We start from the raw sequence: 23,733 nt of genomic DNA, 5'->3' as shown, positions 1-23,733 counted from the left end.
CTCCCCATCAACCTAAATCTCTGCCACCGCCCGTTCAATCAAGCGACGTGCTAGAGTTTGCGTACCGGTGTGTTCATAATAATTCGTTGTTACATCCAGGAACGCTGCAAGGTAGTCCAACTTATCATCAGCAATATCGGCAAAACTTTGCAAGTGGTGGATAACCTTTTGTGGCGTTAAATTATTGGCGCTAACTAGCCCATTCATCCAACCTTTAACTGAGTCAAAGCTTTCACCAATAAAATTGAGTTTACTACCAGAATTATTACCTGGAATCACATCTTTAATGTTTTGGAAAGTCGAGTTTTTTTCTAATTCCTGTGGATTTGTTTGATTAAGACCAGATATCGCTTTGCTGATGAAGTCTGGGCCCAGAGGTATTAAACCATCAACGCAAATTAATGCCACCATGCGGATGAGTGATTCGCCACTATACTCACCTAAAGAGGCGACAAAATCCCCAATACTGTCTCCAGGAATGCCGTTAATTTGACAGAAGGCTACTAACTCAGCCACTAATTTCAATGTCAAATCGATGGTTTGAGCTTTATCAGGTTTAGGAGTAACAGAGTTTAAAAAACCCAACAAAGGAATTTTCTCGCCAACTTTGTTAGCTAAAGCGGCTGCACCAAGTGCTTTATCTGTACCATCAACGGTTTGATATAACCACAAGGCTGTTTGGTATCCTTGGGATTTGTCGTTGAATAGATAAATCGCCCTTTCACCAATTTGTTGAATTAAGTCTTCATCGTCCTCGCCAGTGACGGTTTTAATGGTGTTGACAAAGCCGACAGTATTTTGCCACTCTCCTGGAGCAACAAAATCGAGGGACTTCAACATAGAAATGGTCAAGCCGCCAGTTGGCAATTGATCAACCAAATCAACAATCGATTTGCTCACAAAAATCTCCTTATTTAGTTTTTGCTATCTGAATGTTTGTAATGCAAATTATTTTAGTTTAGCCAGACCATTAAGATTAAATTTCTCTAGCCAATTTGCGCGATCGCTAGCTGTAAATGACGGATTGCTGGAAATTGCTTTTACTTGGTACTTACCTACTAAAATTGCAGTTTGCGTCTTACCAACTTCCACTGCGGGATAACCGCCAATTTTTTTCGTGCTTTTCGAGAATTTTGCTGCGGCACTAGGTGTGCTGGTAGTATCAGAAATAGACAGCAATGCTACATCTTTACCGCCTTTTTTCAACTTCAAATTGGCAAAGCCTTTTTTCTCTTGGGTATAGACACCCTGATAGCCATCACTAGCTTTTGGGAAAAGTTTATTAAATTCACTACCCTGAGTTGCAGTCTTAGCCACCGCAACGTTTTTTTGTTGAGTACTTTCTTTTTGCGCCTGGTCAAAACGTCCAGGGGTTTTCGGAGTACAGGCTGTTGTCAGTAATACCACTGAGAGCAACAAAGCAGCTATTACCGTACGCCCACGTTTTAAAATCATTCTTGGCTTCTCCTTATACTTGAGCTTTGAGGCAATTATCTGCGCTGCTAGCAATTATTACCCGTAAAATTTACTTTTTGATAATTATTGCCTAAGTTCTAAACTATCGCGGTCTATAGCGGTTCTCAATTGCGTGAAATACAGACCTAACCCCCAGCCCCTTAAGAGCGAGCGTTGGGGAGCAAGCCTCAAACTCAAAGCCTCTCTCCTTTTAGGCTACGGTGTACACACAAGTCCAAGTAAAGTAATAAGGAAAGGAGTTGTCAGGAGTAAAAGAGGGTGGAAAATCCAATCAGAATACATGCACAAGCAGTTGAGGGAAAAGCATTTGGAGATCCGCGACTCTCTAAAAGGGGGCAGCATTGTACGAAGCTTTGGAAAAAAATCAATCAGTGAGCATTCGCCGAATAAGTAAAAATAGAGCAGAACTTATAGGATACTATCGGTTTTTGGAGAATGAGAATGTGACAGTAGGGGAATTAGTGCGAAGCCTATCAGACCACTGCGTATCTCATGTAGAAGGAAAGCATATATTAGCTATCAGTGATACGAGCGAAATTAACTTACAATCTCATGTAGGCAGGTTGAAAGCCTTGGGTGTCGGTGTAGTAGGAAACAACACAGATGTAGGGTTTTACATTCATCCGACACTAGTATTAGATGGAGAAAATGGATTTCCCTTGGGGATAAGCACAGTACAACTGTGGACTAGAGATATCAACCATCAAGATAAGCATGAACGCAACTACAGCCAATTGCCAATAGAGGCTACGGTGTACACACAAGTCGGAAAAACTTCATCCACCAAAGAATTGCTGTGCGTTACGCTGGCGTGACAAAGCTAAATTGTTGCAATCATGGCGATGCCTACGGCGGTCTACGCCAACGCATTTGTTATTTCGGCGAACCCATTTGTTATTTCGGCGAACTCATTTGTTATTTTGGCGTGTCCATAACGCACCCTACTGGCGTGTCAAGGCTAAAATAATGCATTACAAATCTTGGAAATATTGGATTTTAGAAACATAATTCAATTTTTCTATTGCACCAATTTAGGCTTGTCACGCCACGACGAAACTCCTAGAAGAGTTGTGAAACCTATGCTAGTTATACTTGCGTGTACACCGTAGCCCCAAAGGGAGAGGAATGGAAGTGGGGTTTGAGAATAAGTCGCACATCGCGTTATATTAGGTTTATGCTGGGTCAGGGCAAGAGGCTCAGTGACCCCTGCCTCCTGCCTCCTTCACTGCATTACTTCTTTACTAAAAAATAGGCTGTAGCATATTCCGGTAATTGACTGATATTCTGCCCAAATTCTTTTTGATTCTTAAAAATACCTGCCAAAAAATCTAGTTGATAAAGATTGGGTAGAAACGCTCCACCTGTATCAGCCATAACTCCCATTTGCAGATGTTTGCGACCATTTTTAGTATGCTCAATAATTATTACTCTACCTAAACCGATATTCAAAACATCTCCGGCAAAAGTTACTCCTGGTTTTATTGAGATTTTTGCATCTATTTTGTATCCATAGCCTTTAATGGCATCAACCTCTTTAAAATACCAATAACGTTTTTGGGCTGTTGCTTTTAATCCGCGAACATAAGACATTCCATTATTTCTATCTACGTTAAAAAAGGCTTTATAACCATCTGTAAAGTTAATCAAGACTGTTCCTTGCATTAGTGCTTCTTCTAAGCCGATTCTGGTTAGATATGCAAGACTTTTAACTTTTCCAAACTCTCTACCACCTGGTTCATAAATACCCGACAAAACATCCTGTTTTGTATATTTGGTATAAAAAGTATTGTTTTTAGAGCTATCTTTTAGGCTATAAATTGGTGTATTAAACTTAGAGGTTTTCTTACGAGATCCGGTATGAGTAAATACAGCATATTTAGTAATTCGTAATTGTTTTTGTATCTGATTTTTTGGGTTATAGGCAGTCCATTTGATAACTCGGAAATTGGTATTGATAAACTTAGGATCTTGTAAACGAGTAGCTCGATTATTAGCAATATCCTCCTTCAAAACAGCAACCATGAAATCTAAAGTCTTAATGACATCTGGCACAGTAACTCCTTGACTAGCAAGGATTCCTGTACGGAGAATATCTGGGTCTTGTGAACTATAATCTTGAAAATATTTTCTAGTATTAACAAGAACGGTTAATAAATCTTTTTGATTGAAGTTAACCTTACTATTTGGCAGTTTGACTGGAGTAACAACCTGGCTGCCATTAATACTAAAATTATATTTTTTGAACTCATCGACAACTTGATAAGGTGCAGATGCTGCTAACAAATTCTGCCCAGATGAAAGAGCGTTTTCTTTGCCTATAATTTCATCAGATGTTTGTTGAGCGGTAAAAGGATTTTGAAACCCTGAGGTGAGTTCATCAGAAGCTTGATTTGATGTTAAGGAAATTTGTGATTGAAGTAGGGCAAAATTGTCTTGCTGAATAAAAGACTGATCTTGTTGGCCTAGGTGTTTGGTTTTTGACTGAGTATATAGATGGCTACTGGTTAAACTGACAAGCAATAAGGCAGCACAACCCACTGTGAAGCGGAATTTTTGGCTAGATAAGATATTCATAATTTGGAAAATAAGTTTTTAATGCTAAATAATCAACATTATGCCTCTATCACCTCACGCACTAAGTGCGCCAACTTTTCGGCACTATCGGGAACTGCGATCGCCTTTGCATTTTCTCCCATTCTTGCTAAATCATCTGGTGACTGCAACAAATTCAACACATTACTTTGCAATACTTGTGCCGTCAACTCCGATTGCTTCAGTGTTAACGCCGCACCAGATGAAGTAAATACGTCTGCATTGTAAGATTGATGGTCTTCTGCGGCAAAGGGGTAAGGAATCAAAATCGCTGGCGTTCCACATACTGCTAATTCTGTCAAGCTGCCTGCACCAGAACGACTAATGGCTAGAGTAGCTCGTTGCAACAATACCGCCATATTGTTGTAAAAAGGTAAGGCTGTATACTGTGGATGTTTGAGGCTATCTGCTTCCTCGTCGCGATCGCCAGTTAAATGTACTACATAAGCACCAGCATCAAACCAAGCATTTGCAGATTCGCGCACTAACTTATTCACCGCAACTGCACCCTGGCTACCACCAAAAACAACAATTAACGGAACACCCTCTGGAATGGCTAAATCTAACGGTGCATCAATTGCCGTATCGAGAAATTGCGCTCTTACAGGAGTACCGACACAGACATTTTTGGCACGAGGCAAGTACTTAGCAGCTACTTCAAATCCCAAGGCTACCGCACTACACCAAGGGCCAAAAAAACGAGTTACTTTACCAGGTATTGCGTTAGATTCGTGGAAAACCACGGGTAAACCGAGGGAACGCGCCGCAATGACGGCTGGCCCGGCAATGTAACCTCCTGTGGTAAATACCCCTTGAAAATTTCCCTGCTTCAAAATTCGTCTAACTTCTATAATCGAACCAGCGAGTTTACCCAAGATGCGAATTGAGGAAATTCCAAACCCTTGCTGAAACCCTTCAACTGCAATAGTATTCAAGGGATACTCTTTAGGGACAAGTTGAGTTTCCAGGCGATCGGGTACTCCTAGCCATTCGATTTGATAATCTGGAAGTTTTTGTGCCAGTGCGATCGCTGGAAACAAGTGTCCACCAGTCCCACTGGCAGCTATTAATAATCGTATCGGTGCGTTTGCCATCAAACCTCTACCGTTTAGCGTCTAGCTTAACTAAGATAAAACAATTTCCTTATCTTCTCTCATCAAATCAGTAAATTCTTACCAATGACTAACATTATTAACACCTTAATGAAACGACAACTCAGATTTCCAGCTAGTATCTGGCTAGTTTCATTCCTCCTAACCATTGGTTTAACAAGTGGTTGGCAACGCACTCAAGCGGCGACACCACAGCAATTAGCTCAAGCTGGTATAGCCCAAAATGCACCAGCTGATTTGAAAAACCTACTGACACAAGTTGATGCCGCCGCCAGCCGGGGTGATGTCAAAGGGGTGTTGCAATTCTACAGCCCTAACTTTACTCATGGAGATGGGTTAAACCTCCAAACTCTAGAAAAGTCTTTGATTTCACTTTGGCAAAGATATCCTAAATTGCAATACAGTACAAAACTGCTATCTTCAAAACCTGAAGGTAATGCAATTATTGCCGAAACAGAAACGACGATAACAGGCTTACCCTCCGGTAACAGTAATAATTCGGCTCTCAATGCCACGATTAAATCGCGTCAGCGCATTACAGGTGGAAAAATAGTCCGCCAAGACATTTTGTCAGAACGCACCCAACTTACCTCTGGCAGCAAGCCGCCCCAAATTGATTTTAAATTACCAGAGCAGGTGCAAGTTGGTCAAAAGTATAATTTTGATGCGATCGTCCAAGAGCCGCTTGGTGATGATTTTCTACTAGGAACGGCGCTAGAGGAAGCCATCAAACCAGATAACTTTCTCAACCCCACATCCGTAGATTTGCAATTACTAACATCTGGCGGACTGTTTAAAACAGCACAAGCACCATCTACCCCTGGTAGTCGCTGGGTTTCTGCTGTCATTCTGCGGGGTAATGGGATGACGATGGTAACTCAACGTATGCAAGTGGTGAAAAAATAGGTAGGAGTTAAGAGTTAGGAGTTAGGAGTACTTGCGCTCATGAAACAACCCAATTAACAAAATGATCGGTGCAGCTAGAAACAGCCACATCGTTAGCTGTAACCCATACTGCTGTGCTAGCCAACCCAGTGCCAGGGGCATGAAACTACCGACTAAACCTGCCAGGTTATTAAGAGCCATCACGGTGCTACTTTGCCCCAGCATGGCAGTATATAGCTGCCCCTGAAGGATGGAATACCAACCCGCATTGAGGAAACCCAGACCGCCCAAAATAACTATTTTGATGGTGATATTCGGGATCGCCAAAAAAGCAGGATAAAGGCACAAAACTAAAAATGCACTCACCCGCAAGTAGTTGAGACCTCGAACCCGCTCTAGCAATAGAATGAGCAATAAATCGCCTAATAAGCCGAACCCCAACCAGATAGTAAAAGCAAAACTCGCTTGTGTGTCGCTTGTACGCACAACATCCACAAAATAAAGGGCTAAAAAGCTCCGCAGAACATCCAACATTAAATCTGAAAATTGCAACAGGGTTAACCAGCGTAGGACGTTGCGTCGTTTGAGTGCGCGGATGATATGACGGATAGCTTTTTGAATATTAGGGCCTGGCAAATTCACTGGAGTGGATACCGTTGCTATAGCCATCGGGTACTTCCACATTAAGCTAACCAGACAAAGCGTCAGGGCTGCCAGGGTGAAAAAAACATTCCGCCAACTCTGGTGCAAGGCGATCGCACCTGCCAACGCCAAAGGGCCAATCACATTGCCGAGAGACCCCGCCAATGCCCAGCGTGCCATGTTTGGTTCGTGGCGGGTGGGTTCTAGATCCATCAGCGTCGCTTGAGACAAACTGACAAACGCACCAGATGCCGGGTAAAACAACACCAATGCGGCTAATAAACTCCAAAAGTGATGGCTGAGGGAAATCAGCAAGAGAGCGATCGCAAAACTGATGCCTCCTCCCAAAATCAATAACCGTCGATGACCGAAATCTCCTAAAACCCCAAAAATTGGCTCTATCACACTGCTGACCGTATTGGGTATGGTCAATAGCAACCCGACTTGCAGGTAGGAGAGATTCAGATCATGACGAATCAACGGATAGGCTACACCCATCACACCATCAACAATTTCGTCTAATCCTTCGATCGCCAGGAAGAGACTGATGAATAGAATAACTGATCTGGTTGTTTTGTTCTGACCATCCAAAGGCATCATAAAATTCTCCCGTTCTCCAAATTTGTTTACCAACGCACTTTTGTCACAGCGTGGCAATTGGAGGGGGAATCCATGAACAAACGCTTCGCCATAATGATCGGGCGAATTGCCTGTTGGATTGAGTTTCAGAAGCTTACCAAGGAGGGAATATCATCATTGCGACAAGGTTAAACATACGACATACGGACAGTTAACACCGTCTCTAGCCCATTGTAGACGCTACAGTTACTGAGTTTTCACCCGTCCTTTTCACGTTTATAAGACAATACAGTTCAGTTAAGCGTTGATTTCTTCTCTCTGTGTCGTGCCAGTAGTTCTTAATTTTGGATAAAATCGAGCTTAGATTTAGCTTTTGAGTAACATCTAAGAAAAAAATAAATATTAATAGCTGAGAAAATATGTCTGTACTCAGTAACTTGCTAAATTGCTAAATTCTGTATTTAAATTAACACTGGACTATTGACTTTTTCTTCAATGACTTCCCTACAAAATCAAATCATTTTGATCACTGGTGCTAGTAGTGGTATTGGTACTGCTTGTGCAAAAATCTTTGCTGGTGCAGGTGCAAAATTAATCTTAGCGGCACGACGGTTAGAACGTTTGCAGCAGCTAGCAGATACTCTCAGCAAAGACTTTAGTATAGAAATTCATTTGTTACAGCTAGATGTGCGCGATCGCAACGCTGTTGAATCTGCTATTTCTTCTCTACCGTCTGACTGGTCTAACATCGACATTCTCATTAATAATGCTGGTCTAAGTCGTGGTTTAGACAAGTTGCACGAAGGTAGCTTTCAAAATTGGGAAGACATGATTGATACTAACGTCAAAGGTTTACTTTACGTTTCCCGTTATGTCGTTCCGGGAATGGTGAGCCGCGATCGCGGTCATGTGGTAAATTTAGGTTCCATTGCTGGACATCAAACCTATCCCGGTGGTAATGTCTACTGTGCTACCAAAGCTGCTGTCAGGGCAATTTCTGAAGGTTTAAAACAAGACCTGTTGGGAACGAGAGTACGTGTAACTTCCGTTGACCCTGGGATGGTAGAAACGGAATTTAGTGAGGTGCGTTTTCACGGAGATGCTGAACGCGCCAAAAAAGTTTACCAGGGAGTTATGCCCCTGACAGCAGATGATGTGGCTGATGTAATATTTTTCTGTGTGACGCGATCGCCCCATGTCAATATTAATGAAGTTGTGCTGATGCCTGTTGACCAAGCTAGCGCTACCTTAGTTAATCGGCGAACATAAGGAATAATTAAGCGGTCTTAAAAAATCGAATAATTTCGCGGACATGATCAAGAAATTGTCCGTCAGTGGAAAGTTGCGCGATCGCAGTTCGTGCTTCTCTTCCTAAACGCTCATGTTCAGTTTGATTAGTCGCCCGTAATTCTTCCAAATTAGCAGCAAATCGAGCTAAATCTTTGCGAGTTTCTTCGGCAAAGCGTTGTTGAGTTGCAGGTAATGAATAAGATTGTTCTGGGTTAAGTTGCTCCTCAAATGACTGGATTTTTTGTTCCAATATCGAAAAGCGATCGCGCAATTCAACAATATCTTCGCGGGGATACTTCCATTCTTGGCGAATCATTGCTAACCGCGCATATAAGTACTCATACGCCCGAATTGCTGGACGCAAAATTGTTAATAACAAAGCTGCACCAGAACTTATATATCCCACCGTACTAATACCAGTGGCAGCAAGAGTATAAAGACCAACGGCTGAGAATAAGTGTAAAGCAATGGCAACCCAGAGCGATCGCTTTGCCAACACTGTGACATATTTCACTTGTTTCTCATCAACTGGAATTCCTTTCTCTTTGGATTGTGCTGCTTCTGCTAAGACTTCTTTAGCTTGAAAATGCACATTCCACGGTACGGTAACAATTACCAACAGCCACCAAAAGCTTGCACCACCAATCACCCAATCAAGAAAGTTACCAGCAGGGATGTGCAACCATTGCAGTAAGCCAAAAGCTGTTAGTACCACAACCACAATTCCAGCAATGGAACTGATGAAAAAGTTTATATACATTTTGCCCTGTCTCCGGTGAAACCATCATCTCGATCATGACTATTTCCCAGCAGTTATACGTAAATTATTGTGATGGTTTTTCCATTTGCACACACCAGCTTCTCGATGAGATAACTACGCTAATGTGGTTGAGTATCTTTGCTACCCTTTTGGGGAAAGTAGCAACAAACATGATTGTGATGGTTTTTTTTGTTGCACATATAGAAATAAAATGAATCCCTGCTTAGAAACAGAGAAGGTAGAAATAATGAAAAACTCCATCCCAAGAGTGGGTGGAGTTTTTGGGCATGGGGAATGGGGAAGATCGTACCGCCACTATGCCCCAAGCGACGGGGCGACTATCCCTCTACAGACACCTGGGGATAGGTTTCCCGTCGCTTTCAATGAAATACTGCTTTGTAGAGTTTCAAGGTTTGAGTCTTTTTTATGCCTCAAAAATGTTTAAATCCCGGTAGTACAGATATTATAGAAACACATTTTGTAGTATAAAGGTAATATAGCTAAAACTTTTATTCTTTCGTGACAAGCTTGTGCCAAATTTGGCTTGATTGCACTAAAAGGAGAGTCGCCATGAAAAAAGTAGCGGTATTTGGCAATACTGGAGGCGGAAAATCAACTTTAAGCAAGAGATTATCTCAAATCACTGGTTTGCCACTCTACGCCTTGGACAAGATTCAATATAAATCAGGAGGCACAGAGGTTTCACATGAAGACTATAAGCGCGCCCATCAGCAAATTTTAGTTACTGACCGATGGATTATTGATGGATTTGGTTGCATGGAAACTCTCTGGCTACGACTTGACGAGGCGGATACTCTGGTTTTTGTCGATTTACCGCTATATGTGCATTTTTGGTGGGTAACTAAACGATTTATCACAGGTTACTTTCAACCACCAGAAGGCTGGCCCCAAAACAGTCCAATATTGAGGAGTTCGCTTACTAGCTACCGCGTGCTTTGGTTATGTTACAAATATTTAACCCCAAAATATCGTGAGTATATCGAGCAGGCTCAAAGCATCAAAAATGTTTATCACATTCGCTCGACTAAACAAATCTCACAATTTTTTGAATTAATTGATGCAGTAAGTAGCTAAACAAAATTAATTCAATTCAAATAATGTTTGCGACACATCAATTATTCGTAAGGGCACAACATTGTTGTGCCCCTACCCATCTGTCGCATTGTTTTTTCAAATTGGTATTAGCTATCCCTATGGCAGAACTAGTGCTGCAAGGCGGAAGTCAAAAAGCTTGTGTTGTCAGCTTTTCCCTAATTGTGAATGGTATCTCTATTTACGCCGTGCTGTACTAGTGCAATATAGGCGTTAGTTGAATCTTTCGATTTTCTAATTCTTGCAGAAGATGACAGTACAGGATACACAAAATTTAACCTGTAGCTTGGGAAAACATGAGACAATTCAAACGTTTCCCCGTCTCTATTGGATGAGATAGCTACGCCAAATTGATGGAGTATCTTTACTACCTTTTTCTGGAAGTAGCAATCGCCAGGTTTTGCCTTCTTGCTGAATTTGCAGGTAAACGTCGAAAGGTTTTTTTGGTTGCGTCAAGCGCCGTTTTGGTAGCTTAACGATCAAGTCGTAGGTTCCTCGGACATGGAAAGCTGGTAAATTTTCAATGGTTAGGGGTTGTTCGTGGGTAATTGATAGCCGCTTAATTTCAAACCCTTGAAAATCTAGATCCAATTGTTGGCTAAGTTTCTGTTGAGTTTGCTCTAGCCCAAGTGCGATTGCTTTTTGCACTAATTCGTTAGTCGGTAGCAGTCCAATACTGCCACAAGCCGTTACTAGTATCAGCAATATTGCTGTCAAAATTAACCGCACTATGTTATTATTCACTGCCTGATCTGCTATTTTCATCCTTATCAGTTTAAACCGAAGTGAGAACAGCTATATAACGGTTCCCATTCAAATGCGGTATAATAACAATTCAAATAATGTTTGCGACACATCAATTATTTGTAAGGGCACAACAATGTTGTGCCCCTACCCATCTGTCGCATTGTTTTTTCAAATTGGTATAAGATTATATTCCAAGGTGTAGGGAACATGCCGTGCCCCTACGGGTGTAGCTCACTCTAAATAGTAGTAAAGGCACGGTATAACCATGCCTTAATTTGCAAAAAGTATTATCTTGAAAGGTTTTTGCTTTACAGTAAATTTACTACTGGCGTAAAATTGCAGACAATGAACTCTCTTTACGAATATCCATTAGGTCTGCTAAAGATTCTGTGCGCGTATCCAAGTGGTGCTTATGTTCTGCTGGCAGAACCGTCACCAGATGTTTTGGTTTAGGTTGCATCTGCATAAGCGGCATCAGTTGTTGCTGTGGCACAAAAACTGGCTGGTTCTTGGGAAGGCGTGGCTCCAATCTTTGGTAATGGTTTTGTGCCAAGCGTGCCTGATGACGGTTAATCTGTTTTTGGACTTTTTGCGGTTGCTTTGTCCTGTTGAGCATTCGGAAAATGAGCAAGCAACCACTACCACAGCTGAGGACGATCGCAGCCACCATCCATAAAGGTGTTGGATTACTATTCTCAGAGGGTGCATTGATTGGTTCTTCAACTATAACTGGGATTTTTTCTGGTTCTTCTTGTGCTACCTGTCCAGCATTACCTAAGCTGTACAGGGCAAAAGCACCTCCTCCTAAAAACATGGCTAAACACCCGGTTAACAATAGCCAAGGATGATGTGTAACCAGATATATCAGAACATTCGAGCTTTGTTTTAATCTCGATTTCCTGTTTGTCAGCTCTGGAGTAGCCCTTCTGAGTTGGGTTGGCTCGCGCTGTACACTCTGACTTTTTTCCATGATTACTTTCAGATTTGTACCCCTCTAGTCAATAAATTGTACTGGAGGAATTAAGCATCAGGTATCCGTAACACAAGTACAGATTTAAGTAGCTTTTTTGTAAAATATAGGCTACCAAATCTGGCTAACTTTTGCCAAAATTCTGTATTTATTGTGACTTTTTACTGTAAAAATTTGGAAATTAGTTCGCTTATTTTTCCCGTCAGCTAGGAGAATGCCTTTCAAGAGCAAGTTGAATTAATCGATCAACTAATTCTGGAAATGAGACTCCACTATGTGCCCAAAGTTGGGGATACATACTAGTCGCAGTAAAGCCTGGCAACGTATTTATTTCGTTAATAAAAACTTCTTGTGTCGCTTCCACATAAAAGAAATCTACCCTTGCTAACCCCGCAGCATCAACGGCTGCAAAGGCTTGCAAAGCCATATCCTGAATTTGACGAGCGATCGCATCTGGAATTGATGCAGGTATCAGTAAATCTGCCCGACCTTCAGTGTATTTTGTTTCATAGTCGTAAAAATCGCTATCATAACTAATCTCTCCAATGACAGAGGCTTGAGGTTGGTCATTTCCTAAAACGGCACACTCTACTTCTCTAGCTACCACACCAGCTTCTACCACTAATCGGCGATCATAACTAGCAGCATTATCTAACGCGGCTTCTAATTCTTGGCGCGATCGCACTTTGGCAATACCCACTGATGAACCCAAATTAGCAGGTTTAACAAAAGCGGGATAACCTAATGCTGCCTCAATTTCATCACACAATTTCGGAAACACGCAAGGATTAGACCAAACTTGCGTTCTAGTTATTGCCTTGTATTTTACCTGTGGAAGTCCCGCTTGCTCAAAGGCAATTTTCATGGCAATTTTATCCATACCCATTGCCGAACCTAACACTCCAGAACCAACAAAGGGGACTTGCATCAAAGTGAGTAACCCTTGAATCGTTCCGTCTTCACCGTTGGGGCCGTGGAGAATGGGAAACCAAACATCCACTTGAGCTACTTGAGAGGGAGATTGCCACTTGCTGAGGGTTTGCGCTTGAGGGTTAGATGTCAGATTACCAACAGATGTTGATTGTTCAGATTCCAGTAGAGGACTGCCGGTTTCTAAAACCTTTTCGGGTGCTTCTCCCGCCAGCCAGCGTCCATCCTTTTGGATGTAAAAAGGCAGGATTTCGTACTTACTAGCATTTTGCTCTGCACTTAAGGCTTTAGCGATCGCCCGTGCTGATTTGATCGAAACTTCATGTTCTCCCGAACGACCGCCAAACAATAACCCCACGCGCAGCTTAGTCATTTTCGGTTCCTCCACACTTCTCAAGCAGATAGCGTATCACAACCTACAAAAGTTGCCATGTTTTTCTAAATTATTTTTATTGCCTGCCCAAACCCTGGTAAGAGAAAGCTTTCCTATTTGAGGAGTTAGTCAGCGATCGCCCATCTGACATAAGGGCGGGAAGCCACCACATTTTTGTAAGTAATTAGGCGAGCAGGTGCATCAATTTTTCGCAAATCCACACGGAAATAAGCTTTTTTATCCTTAAATTTTACATTGTAGAAACTATTTACCCTCAATCATCAAATTTATAATCCTCTTCCTGCCTTTTGCCTTTTGCCTTTTGCCTTCTGCCTTCTGCCTCCTGCCTTCTGCCTTTTGCCTTTTGCCTTCTGCCTTCTGCCTTCTGCCTTCTGCCTTTTGCCTTTTGCCTTCTGCCTTCTGCCTTCTGCCTCCTGCCTTCTGCCTCCTGCCTCCTGCCTCCAATTGAAGCAACCGTGTTGTCAGCTACAGTTATATTCCAGGAAAATGGGCAACAATATTGATGAATAACTAGAAATGCAGCCCCACCTCTAAAAGATGCTGCCGTTTCATGAAACCCAGAATTATTGTTTGTGGCTTAGGACATACCGGATATAAGACCTTTCGTCTGCTGAGACATCAGGGAGCCTTCGTTGTTGGCATTCATCACCAACCTATCCCTGGCGAAACAGCAGGGGATGTGATTGTTGGCGATTTACAAGCAGCTTCTACCCTAACAGCAGCTGGAATTCAACAGGCACATACTTTAGTCATCGCTGGATCTAAAGATGCTCTGAATTTGTCTATTATGATGCAAGCACGGGTGCTGAATCCCCAGATTCGCATTATCAACCGTTTTTATAATACAAATTTGGGGGAGCGCCTTGATCAAAGTTTGCCAGACCACTTGAGTATGAGTGTTGTAGGATTAGCAGCACCCGTATTCACCTTTGCAGCACTGGGAAACCGAGCGATTGGACAAATCAAATTATTTCAGCAAACTTGGCCAATTCACGAAGAATACATTGATGAAAACCATTTTTGGCAGGGCCTAAAGCTGAGTGAATTGTGGGAAGACCGATCGCGGATGCTGATTTATTACTTGCCAGTAGAAGGTGAGATGGATTTGGTGTCAGCTGTAATATCTGGACAAGAGATACAAGTAGGCGATCGCTTAATTATTGGTACACAACCCCGCATCTGTTCTCCTCGGAGATCATTGATTAAAAAAGCCCTGAAAGCCCTCACCAATTTTAGGCAGTTTCAGCAACATGGGCGATCGGTAGTAGTGGGTGCTGTTGTATTATTCGCAGTCATTCTCATTGCTACACTCACCTATATGTCGGCTGAGTTGAGTTTATCTGCTATTGATGCTCTATATTTTTCTGTAGGCATGATTACTGGAGCAGGGGGTAATGACAAAGTAATAGAAAATGCTCCTAACAGTATCAAGTTTTTTACTATCGTGATGATGCTAGTTGGAGCAGTTGTGATCGGTATTTGGTATGCAATGCTCACCGATTTTGTCTTAGGAAGTCGCTTTAAGCAATTTTGGGATGCAGCCCGAATTCCCCAGCGATATCACTACATTGTCTGTGGCTTGAGTGGTATTGGAGTAAGAATTGTCCAGCAACTCCACGCCAGTGGACATGAAGTTGTAGTAGTTGAACCCGACTCTAACAATAAATATATCAACACCGCCCGCGAACTGGGTATCCCCGTAATTCAGGGCGATGCTAGCTTCCGTACAATACTCAAAGTCAGCAATATAGACTCTGCCGCCGCAGTGCTTGCTGTTACTAGCAATGATGCTACCAATCTGGAAATTGCCCTCAAAGCCAAAGGCTTAACACCCAGCATTCCGGTGATTGTTCATTATGCCGATCCTGATTTTGCTGGCATAGCGCAACAGCTATTTGGCTTCGAGGCTGTACTAAGCCCGGCTGAACTAGCAGCCCCAGCTTTTGCTGCTGCTGCACTAGGGGGACGCATCCTCGGCAATGGCATCACAGCAGATAGTCTTTGGGTGGCTTTTGCAACTGTAATTACACCTTCACACGTCTTTTGTGGTCAGTGGGTGAAAGATGTAGCTATGTCTGCCGATTGTGTACCTTTATATGTAGAAACAAACCACCAAACCCTTCACGGCTGGGATTTGTTAGAAACCAACCTCACTGCTGGTGATATTTTATATATGACTATGCCAGCGACGCGACTATATCAATTGTGGCGGGGCGAACAAGTTTGCGAAGCACACGCTTAAATAATTCGTAATGACGCTCCTGTGTCGCTAACGCTACGCTAACGTAATTCGTAATTAATACACTACTTCCTACTCCTCGCTTCCATTTATTTATTAACTACTCGTTGTTGATATTCTTGCTCAGTAATCATATCGAGAGTGTTTTCTAGACGGTCTACAAATACGATACCGTCGAGATGATCGTACTCGTGTTGAAAAATTCGAGCGATAAAATCGGTTAATTCTTGTTTTTGTAGTTTGCCTTGACAGTCAGTGTATTCCACTTCAATAGTTTTATACCGAGGAACTAACCCCCGAATTCCTGGAACACTTAAACAACCTTCCCAATCTTTGACAACTTCAGTTGAATGAGCAATGATTTTGGGATTAATCATGGCAGTAGGTTCCATTTCTGGAGCATTGGGATACCTGGCATTAGGACGAGAAGCCACAATAAATAAACGATATGATTGTGCTACTTGAGGCGCAGCAATACCCACGCCGTTAGCTTTGGCAACAGTGGCTATTAAGTCTTCAATTAACTTTTGAATCTGCTCATCTTGAACATTGTCAACCGAAATAGCTTTTTGGCGCAATGTTGGATTGCCTAATTGAATTATTGCCGATAATTCAGTCATAATAAAACTCCTTTAAGTAATGGGCATTGGGGATTGGGGGGTAGAGTCTGTCAGTTGCTTTTCAAATGACAAATGACTAACATCATCCTTCCCCTCTTACGGGTAAAGGAGCAGGTTGGACTGCTATTTGGATAATTTGTCCGTTGCGTTCCACTTCTATTGGTAACTTAGTACCAATTTTGCTACTTTCTACTAACTTTTGTACTTGTTCAATTTTAGTAACAGGCTGGTTATTAATGCTTTTAATCACATCACCGACTTGTAATCCAGCCGTAGATGCAGGCGATCGCGGCACGATATCAACCAGCAAAACGCCCTCATCTGCTTGTAGATTTAAGCGATCGCCTGCTCTATTTTTTATTCTTTCTTTAATATCTGGTGTCAGTGTTACCATCTGAACACCCAAATAAGGATGATCCACCTTCCCGTTAGCAATTAATTCTTGGGCAATTCTTTGCACAGTATTTATGGGGATAGCAAATCCCAAACCTTGAGCGCCTCGGATAATAGCTGTGTTCATGGCAATTACCTGGCCACGAACATTTAACAATGGGCCACCAGAGTTACCAGGGTTAATCGCAGCATCCGTTTGGATGTAATCAACCCGCTTGTCACTAGCACCGATATCGCTACTAGAGCGACCTGTAGCACTAATAATCCCAGAAGTGACGGTATTATTTAAGCCTAAAGGGTTGCCAATGGCAACTACTGCTTCTCCTGGTTGCAAAGCATCAGAGTTACCAACAGCTAGGGCAGGCAGATTATTAGCATCAATTTGGATTACAGCAACATCCGTTACCGCATCTTCACCCAAAACTTTACCATCAAAAGTTCGGCCATCTTTGAGTGTGACAGTCACTCTATCAGCACCATCGACCACATGGGAATTGGTCAAAATTTGGCCTGAGGAATTAATGATAAATCCAGAGCCACTACCGCGCTCTACCCGTTGTCTAGGCTGTGGTACTGCGTTTCCAAAAAACCGCCGGAATGATGGGTCATTAAATCTGTCTGGTATGCCAGAAGTGATTGTTCGGGAAGAATCAATCTGAACTACCGCAGGCCCCACATTTTGCACTACTTTTACCACAAAATTAGGATCTCCAGACGACGAGATAATTGGTGGGAGAGTAATTACCGAATCGGGTTCTGTTGTCTTTTGGGCTTGAGTATCGCTTTGTCGAGCCTCAAAGGTCTTAGCAGGTAGAAGAGAGCAGCTCCCCAGGAACAGCACTACTAAACCATATGAGAGCATCCACAACCTATGGCGTAAACCCCTTCCGAGGGGTACTTTGCTTGGAGAAATGACCAAAGAGGCGGAGGGGCAGGGGGCAGGGGGCAGGGGGAGCAATCCCTGCCCCGTTCGCGCAGCGTCTCCAAGAGTTGCCGTGAAGCGGAGCGGAACATGGGTATCAAGCCCCGTCCTTCTAGGACGTTCTCGATTGGTCGGCTTCCTTGCTCCGTCCAATCCTCCCCCCTGCTCCCTCCTCCCCGCTCCCTTGCCTCTTTTGACCCCATCCCCCTTGCTCCCAGCTAAGAGTTCCCTTGCTTCTTTTTCAATCTTTTTGGGGGCTGCATCATCGTTTATTGTCTTCATGTGTCGTTCCTTCTCGGTGTCAGTCAGTGGATGTTAGGATCTTGCCTACCGGGTATGTCCCAAAATGATTACAACTTAAAAGCTTATTCTAGGTCTAGCGTGTCTGGATGCTAAATTGATGCTTTCTCTTCTATTGTGACGATTAGCAGCAAAGGTGGTGGATAATGGAAATTCCCATAGAAACTCTGTGGAGTCAGGTACTAGAGCGCCTACAGCTTGAACTATCCCGACCCACCTTTGAAACTTGGATCAAAACTGCTAGTGCGGAGCGATTAGAAAATAATTGCTTGGTAATCCGTACTCCTAACCCATTTGCTCGTAATTGGTTACAGAAGTATTACATCAATACCATTGCTCATGTAGTACAAGATATTCTGGGTCATCCCGTAGGAATTTACATTACTGTTGCTCAAGGTGATGAAGTTTCTCATTTTAGTGAACGAGAGATTTCTTGGGAATCAACAAATCCTAACAGTATTCCTGAACCTGTTTCTAATAACAATCAAAAAACTACTGAATTAAACTCTAAATATCTCTTTTCCCGATTTGTAGTTGGTGCTAATAATCGGATGGCTCACGCTGCTTCTTTGGCAGTTGCGGAATCCCCAGGTAAAGAGTTTAACCCTTTATTTTTATGCGGTGGCGTAGGTTTGGGTAAAACTCATCTCATGCAAGCTATTGGTCATTATCGCTGGAAAATCTGCCCTGATTGTAAAATATTTTATGTTTCTACTGAACAGTTTACTAATGATTTAATTACAGCGATTCGTAAGGATAGTATGCAAAGTTTTCGAGAGCATTATCGAGCTGCTGATGTTTTATTAGTTGATGATATTCAGTTTCTCGAAGGGAAGGAATACACCCAAGAAGAATTTTTTTATACTTTTAATACTTTACATGAAGCTGGTAAACAAGTTGTGATTGCTTCTGATCGTCCTCCTAATCAGATTCCTAGCTTGCAAGAGCGTCTTTGTTCTCGGTTTTCTATGGGGTTAATCGCAGACATCCAAAAACCGGATTTAGAAACTAGAATGGCGATTTTGCAGAAAAAAGCCGAGTATGAAAATATTCGTCTTCCCCGCGACGTGATTGAGTATATTGCTTCTAACTATACTTCTAATATTAGAGAGTTAGAAGGAGCTTTAATTCGGGCGGTGGCTTATATTTCTATTTGGGGCTTACCAATGACGGTGGAAAATATCACACCAGTTTTAGAACCGCCTAATGAAAAAATGACAGCTACCCCAGAAGCAATTTTAAAGGTTGTGGCAGATAATTTTGATGTTTCAATAGACGACCTCAAAAGCAACTCAAGACGAAGAGAGATTAGCTGGGCGCGTCAAATAGGAATGTATCTCATGCGCCAACACACGGCTTTGAGTTTGCCGAGAATTGGAGAGGAGTTTGGTGGTAAAGACCATACAACGGTAATCTATAGTTGCGACAAAATTACCCAACTTCAGGAGAGCGATCGCACTTTAGCACAAACACTACGCCAACTAAGCGATCGCATCAACATGACTAGCCGTTCTCAAAAATCATCCTGAGAATGTATTTGAAGTTTTCCACAACCAACACCGTAAAAATTAGCTTTGGCGGCTGAATAATTAGCCGATAATATTAATTAACGGATAAAAATTGATTAAATTTGACTTAAATTGGAGAAAGAATCTTACTTTTTGTCGATAAATCTGTAAAAATCTTGATATTTTGCTGATAAAGCTTAACTAAGTATAATTACCTTGTGGAAAAATACGCGAGTTTTTCCACAAGTTTTCCACAGATGTAGAATTACTTAACTATGATTGCAAGAGGAATTTACGAACCATAGCCACTGAATTCTTATTCATTGTGGATCTTAAACCCTTGTTCTCTCCGGTCGCGGGCAGAGGGCAGGTGATAAACTAATAGATATAGCAATGAAAAATCATATTAAATTAAAATTTTTCTCATTATCACATGAGTAATACCAGCTTCTTGAAATATTTCTCCTTCTTCTACAAAATCTAATTTTTGATATAAAACTTTGACAGATGTTTGGGCGTGAATTACAACTTCTCGAATATTTTTACTAGCTATAACTTGTAATGCCTTTTCCATTATTTTCTTACCAATACCCTGTCCCCTAACTGTAGACAAAACAGCAAGTCTTTCTATTTTGGCAGTTTTGTCATCTAAATATCTAATTCTGGTAGTACCCACAGCTTTATCATCTAAATAAGCAATTAAATGCTGAGATGTTTCATCTTTGCCATCAAACTCTAAAGCGGGATCTACCCCTTGTTCTTCCTGAAAAACGGATTTTCTAATTGCTGCGATCGCTGGAAATTCTTCAGGGAAATCAGCAATTTTTATGACTAAATTACTCATCAAATTTCTGTATTTAGTATATAAGAAAAGGTGGGCATTGCCCACCTTACAAGCTTTAATCTGCACCTTCAATTGGTGCAAAACCTTGACGCTGAATATTTTCTGTTACTGCGCGTGGTTCGAGAAATTGCAGGAGGTAATCAGGGCCTCCGGCTTTAGAACCTACTCCAGAAAGTTTGAATCCACCAAAGGGTTGTCGTCCTACGATCGCTCCTGTAATATTGCGGTTGATGTAGAAATTCCCAACTTCAAATTCTGTCTGCGCCTGCTGAATGTGCGAAGGTGTTCTAGAATAAAGTCCTCCAGTTAAGGCGTAGTTTGTACCATTGGCGACTGCTAACGCTTCCTGAAAATCTTTCACCCGAATTACCGCCAGCACAGGACCAAAAATTTCTTCCTGGGAAATTACCGCATTTGGCGATACTTCACTAAAAATGACAGGCCCGATAAAATATCCTTGTTCGGATGCTGGTAACTCTAAGGCTAATTGTGCTTCTGCCTTACCCTTCTCAATATACTCGCGGATGCGATCGCGGGCATTAGCATCAATTACTGGCCCGACTTGTGTACTTGGTAACTCTGCTTCCCCAATGTTCAAAGATTTTGTCGCTTCTACCAATCGTTGCACAAAGGCATCATAAATTGGTTGCAGCACAATCACCCTTGAAGCAGCAGAACATTTCTGTCCACTGTAACCAAATGCCGACTGCACCACACCTACAACGGCTTGGTCTAAATCAGCACTTTCATCGACAATAATGGCATTCTTGCCACCCATTTCAGCAATCACCCGTTTCATGTGCTTTTGTCCGGGTTTTAAGATTGCTGCCTCTGCATAAATTCTACAGCCAACTTCTTGAGAACCCGTAAAAGCAATTACATGAGTATCTGGATGATTTACCAAATAAGCGCCGACTTGCGAACCCTTGCCAGGTACGTATTGAAATACACCTTTAGGAAAACCAGCATCTACCAAGATTTCTGTGAGTTTAGCTGCAATCACAGAAGATGTTTCAGCAGGTTTGAGGAGAGTACAATTGCCTGAAACCAAAGCTGCAACAGTCATTCCACAAGCGATCGCTAGCGGAAAATTCCAGGGAGAAATTACCACAGCAATTCCCCGTGGTTGGTAGATATAATGGTTAGTTTCGCCAGGTATGTCGTAATTCACACCTTTATCTAACCGTTCTATCTCATCAGCGTAATACCGACAAAAGTCTATCGCTTCCGAAACCTCTCCATCAGCTTCCTTAACTGGTTTTCCAACTTCTAAAACTATCCAAGCTGAAAGTTCAGCACGGCGGAGTTCCATCAAATCACCGGCTTTCCGCAAAATATCAGCGCGTTGTTTAGCTGGTGTTTTCCTCCATCCAGGAAACGCAGCTTTAGCAGCTTGCATCGCCTGTTCCGCTTGTTCAATGCTAATCAACCCAACTTTACCAACTACCTCACTGAAATTAGAAGGATTGAGAGAATCAACAAATTCCGGCGGATTAACATACTCCCCGTTAATCAACGGTAAATAAGTTTTACCCAACTGTTGACGAACACTTTGGAAAGCTTGCGTCGCTTTCGTTCTTACCTCTTCCTCAGCGTAATCGGTATCAGCAGCACCAGAGAAATGAGAGTTAGGAGTTAGGAGTGAGGAGTTAGGAGTTAAAGAGTTCTTTTCCTCTTTGACAATCGGCGGCGCTAATAATTCTTCAATTGGTCGATTTTCGAGATTTTGACGTAAAAAAGAACTATTAGCTGTATTTTCTAACAATCGGCGAATTAAATATGCCATTCCAGGTAATAATTCACCGTAGGGACAGTAAACTCTGACTCGATAGCCTTTATCAACCAACGCTTTTGCAACTTTATCACCCATGCCGTAAAGGACTTGCAATTCAAAGCGACGGCGGGGGATATTTAAACTTTCAGCTATGGCAATGGCGCGAGAGTGCGATCGCACGTTATGGCTACCAATGGCAGAATACACATATTGGTGATTTTCTAGCAATAACTGAGTGATGGTTTCAAAGTTAGCATCAGTTGCTGCTTTGTCGTTGTAAACTGGCTGTGACCAATGCTTTTGCGCTGCTTTGATAGTTTCCTGATCCCAATATGCGCCTTTCACTAACCGGATTGTCAGTGGATAACCACGTTCTTTCAACCAAGAAATTAGGTTTTTGGTATCTTGCTCACTATCACGCAGATATGCCTGAACTGTTATGCCAATATCTGTGCGTTGCCGAAACTCTTCTTCTAAGAGCAGTTTTTTCAGGATGCTAAGAGTTATGTCTTTATAAGCATACTGTTCCATATCAAAATGCACAGCTGCACCTAATTCTTTAGCACGACGTAAGAGAATACGAATGCGATCGCTAACTCGCTCCTCACTACCTTTAGCATCTAATGGGTCAAATTGAGAATAAAATGCCGTTAATTTAACAGAAACCTGAACTTTTGGTATTGCTTCGCCATCAGCCTCATCAATAGCCGGAATCGCTGACCAATTCTTTGATGCTTCTACCAATTGTTGCATTAATTCTAGATAGCGTTCTAGATAAGACTGCGCTTCGGCTTCGGTAATTACCGCCTCACCAAGTAAATCGATGGTGAAAGCCATTTTTTCTTTTCGCAGTCGTTCAACTGTTTTGATGACTTGTTTAATATTTTCCCCAGAAATATATTTGTGAGCAAGAGTTTCAACGGCTGTCTCAACAGTTGTAGCAGCAACTTGTCCTGGCATTGAGTCGGGGTTAGCAAAGTTTAGCATTCCCTTCAAAGCTGAGGGTAATTCTACAGACTCATCGCCTAGATATTCTTGTAAATGTGAGGCAATTTCTGATTTACTATGCAAAGCAGGTAGCGTATCTATAAAACGAAATAGTTGCACCCGCAACCCAGGATTACTCATCGCCCAAGCTAGTAATTTATCATCCCAGCGCATTTGATCCCGCAGAGAAGAAAAAAAGGAACGATTTTCTTGCGTTGCTGCTAGAAGTTGTTTAGCAATTTCTTGGGTTTTAGCTTCGTAAGTGCTTGTTTGTACTTGTAATACCACTGATAATAAACTCCTTAATTAAGGCAAGGCTTTTTATAAAAACCCTGTGTCTTCTATTTTGACGTTTTCATTTAGCTGTCACCATATTTAGGAATAGGGAAGAAACAAGGGAGTAAGGGAGAAGAGTTTTCCCTCTGCCCCCCGCACCCTGCCCCCCTGCCTCTTTTCAATGCCCAATTCAACCACTGACAAGTGTTATCCTTTTGTTAATCTATTTCTAACTTGATTGACAAATGTTGCAACACAAGAGATTAGCTCAGTCATACTAAGGACTCATGTAAAAATAACTTGAACAATTGTCCGAATAGTTAGAGTATCAGAATGTAACGGAATTTTTGCCTTATATGTCTGATAAACAGGTAGTCGAA

General features: G+C 42.1%; 19 protein-coding genes. 6 read left to right on the top strand and 13 right to left on the bottom strand.

Features of this window, described 5'->3' with window-relative positions:
• Positions 1–12: 12 nt before the first annotated feature.
• The gene (locus tag H6G26_RS13130; RefSeq protein WP_190729681.1) at positions 13–900 is read right to left on the bottom strand and encodes a hypothetical protein; all 888 of its coding nucleotides are present in this window, start codon (positions 898–900) and stop codon (positions 13–15) included.
• 48 nt (positions 901–948) lie between these two features.
• Positions 949–1,455, bottom strand: a complete 507-nt coding sequence (locus H6G26_RS13125) for a hypothetical protein (RefSeq protein ID WP_190729680.1) — start codon at positions 1,453–1,455, stop codon at positions 949–951.
• Between the two features lie 362 nt (positions 1,456–1,817).
• Between H6G26_RS13125 and H6G26_RS13120 the strand changes: the two genes are divergently transcribed.
• The gene (locus H6G26_RS13120; protein WP_242053706.1) at positions 1,818–2,291 is read left to right on the top strand and encodes a hypothetical protein; all 474 of its coding nucleotides are present in this window, start codon (positions 1,818–1,820) and stop codon (positions 2,289–2,291) included.
• A gap of 415 nt (positions 2,292–2,706) precedes the next feature.
• Here the strand turns inward: H6G26_RS13120 and H6G26_RS13115 are convergent, their stop codons facing one another.
• Entirely contained in the window at positions 2,707–4,050 is a 1,344-nt protein-coding gene (locus H6G26_RS13115) for a hypothetical protein (protein ID WP_190729679.1), read from the bottom strand.
• 38 nt (positions 4,051–4,088) lie between these two features.
• Positions 4,089–5,162, bottom strand: coding sequence for an undecaprenyldiphospho-muramoylpentapeptide beta-N-acetylglucosaminyltransferase (murG, locus tag H6G26_RS13110; protein WP_190729678.1), 1,074 nt, complete (start codon positions 5,160–5,162; stop codon positions 4,089–4,091).
• Positions 5,163–5,246: 84 nt separating this feature from the next.
• On the opposite strand from murG, the gene H6G26_RS13105 reads away from it, so the two are divergent.
• The gene (locus H6G26_RS13105) at positions 5,247–6,086 is read left to right on the top strand and encodes a nuclear transport factor 2 family protein (protein ID WP_190729677.1); all 840 of its coding nucleotides are present in this window, start codon (positions 5,247–5,249) and stop codon (positions 6,084–6,086) included.
• A gap of 21 nt (positions 6,087–6,107) precedes the next feature.
• Here the strand turns inward: H6G26_RS13105 and H6G26_RS13100 are convergent, their stop codons facing one another.
• The gene (locus H6G26_RS13100; protein ID WP_242053704.1) at positions 6,108–7,307 is read right to left on the bottom strand and encodes an MFS transporter; all 1,200 of its coding nucleotides are present in this window, start codon (positions 7,305–7,307) and stop codon (positions 6,108–6,110) included.
• Between the two features lie 474 nt (positions 7,308–7,781).
• Here H6G26_RS13100 and H6G26_RS13095 point away from each other — a divergent pair, with 474 nt between their 5' ends.
• Positions 7,782–8,555, top strand: coding sequence for an SDR family oxidoreductase (locus H6G26_RS13095; protein ID WP_190729676.1), 774 nt, complete (start codon positions 7,782–7,784; stop codon positions 8,553–8,555).
• A gap of 7 nt (positions 8,556–8,562) precedes the next feature.
• Here the strand turns inward: H6G26_RS13095 and H6G26_RS13090 are convergent, their stop codons facing one another.
• A complete protein-coding gene (locus H6G26_RS13090; protein WP_190729675.1) occupies positions 8,563–9,336 on the bottom strand; it encodes a hypothetical protein in 774 nt (257 codons plus the stop codon).
• A 570-nt stretch (positions 9,337–9,906) separates the two neighbouring features.
• Here H6G26_RS13090 and H6G26_RS13085 point away from each other — a divergent pair.
• Complete coding sequence (locus H6G26_RS13085; RefSeq protein ID WP_190729674.1) at positions 9,907–10,431, top strand: isopentenyl transferase family protein; 525 nt, start codon at positions 9,907–9,909, stop codon at positions 10,429–10,431.
• Between the two features lie 342 nt (positions 10,432–10,773).
• Here H6G26_RS13085 and H6G26_RS13080 read toward each other — a convergent pair whose 3' ends face one another.
• From H6G26_RS13080 to H6G26_RS13070, 3 genes are all read right to left on the bottom strand, one after another.
• Entirely contained in the window at positions 10,774–11,181 is a 408-nt protein-coding gene (locus H6G26_RS13080) for a hypothetical protein (RefSeq protein ID WP_190729771.1), read from the bottom strand.
• Between the two features lie 337 nt (positions 11,182–11,518).
• On the bottom strand, positions 11,519–12,166 hold the full coding sequence (locus tag H6G26_RS13075; protein WP_242053702.1) for a hypothetical protein: 648 nt from the start codon (positions 12,164–12,166) through the stop codon (positions 11,519–11,521).
• Between the two features lie 202 nt (positions 12,167–12,368).
• Complete coding sequence (locus H6G26_RS13070) at positions 12,369–13,469, bottom strand: D-alanine--D-alanine ligase family protein (protein WP_190729673.1); 1,101 nt, start codon at positions 13,467–13,469, stop codon at positions 12,369–12,371.
• Positions 13,470–14,040: 571 nt separating this feature from the next.
• On the opposite strand from H6G26_RS13070, the gene H6G26_RS13065 reads away from it, so the two are divergent.
• A complete protein-coding gene (locus H6G26_RS13065) occupies positions 14,041–15,732 on the top strand; it encodes an NAD-binding protein (RefSeq protein WP_190729672.1) in 1,692 nt (563 codons plus the stop codon).
• An 86-nt stretch (positions 15,733–15,818) separates the two neighbouring features.
• On the opposite strand, the gene def is transcribed toward H6G26_RS13065, so the two are convergent.
• Together def and H6G26_RS13055 are read right to left on the bottom strand one after the other, a co-directional pair.
• Complete coding sequence (def, locus tag H6G26_RS13060) at positions 15,819–16,349, bottom strand: peptide deformylase (RefSeq protein ID WP_190729671.1); 531 nt, start codon at positions 16,347–16,349, stop codon at positions 15,819–15,821.
• A gap of 82 nt (positions 16,350–16,431) precedes the next feature.
• Positions 16,432–17,604: an HhoA/HhoB/HtrA family serine endopeptidase gene (locus H6G26_RS13055; RefSeq protein WP_190729769.1), complete on the bottom strand. Its 1,173-nt coding sequence runs from the start codon at positions 17,602–17,604 to the stop codon at positions 16,432–16,434.
• Positions 17,605–18,110: 506 nt separating this feature from the next.
• Between H6G26_RS13055 and dnaA the strand changes: the two genes are divergently transcribed.
• The gene (dnaA, locus tag H6G26_RS13050; protein ID WP_190729670.1) at positions 18,111–19,493 is read left to right on the top strand and encodes a chromosomal replication initiator protein DnaA; all 1,383 of its coding nucleotides are present in this window, start codon (positions 18,111–18,113) and stop codon (positions 19,491–19,493) included.
• A 385-nt stretch (positions 19,494–19,878) separates the two neighbouring features.
• On the opposite strand, the gene H6G26_RS13045 is transcribed toward dnaA, so the two are convergent.
• On the bottom strand, positions 19,879–20,316 hold the full coding sequence (locus H6G26_RS13045) for a GNAT family N-acetyltransferase (protein WP_190729768.1): 438 nt from the start codon (positions 20,314–20,316) through the stop codon (positions 19,879–19,881).
• Between the two features lie 55 nt (positions 20,317–20,371).
• A complete protein-coding gene (gene pruA / locus H6G26_RS13040; RefSeq protein WP_190729669.1) occupies positions 20,372–23,365 on the bottom strand; it encodes an L-glutamate gamma-semialdehyde dehydrogenase in 2,994 nt (997 codons plus the stop codon).
• Between the last annotated feature and the right edge of the window lie 368 nt (positions 23,366–23,733).

It is taken from the genome of Nostoc sp. FACHB-888, assembly GCF_014696655.1.
GTDB lineage: Bacteria > Cyanobacteriota > Cyanobacteriia > Cyanobacteriales > Nostocaceae > Nostoc.
The sequence above is the reverse complement of the archived record's forward strand: the minus strand, read 5'-3'. Positions and strand labels throughout refer to the sequence as shown.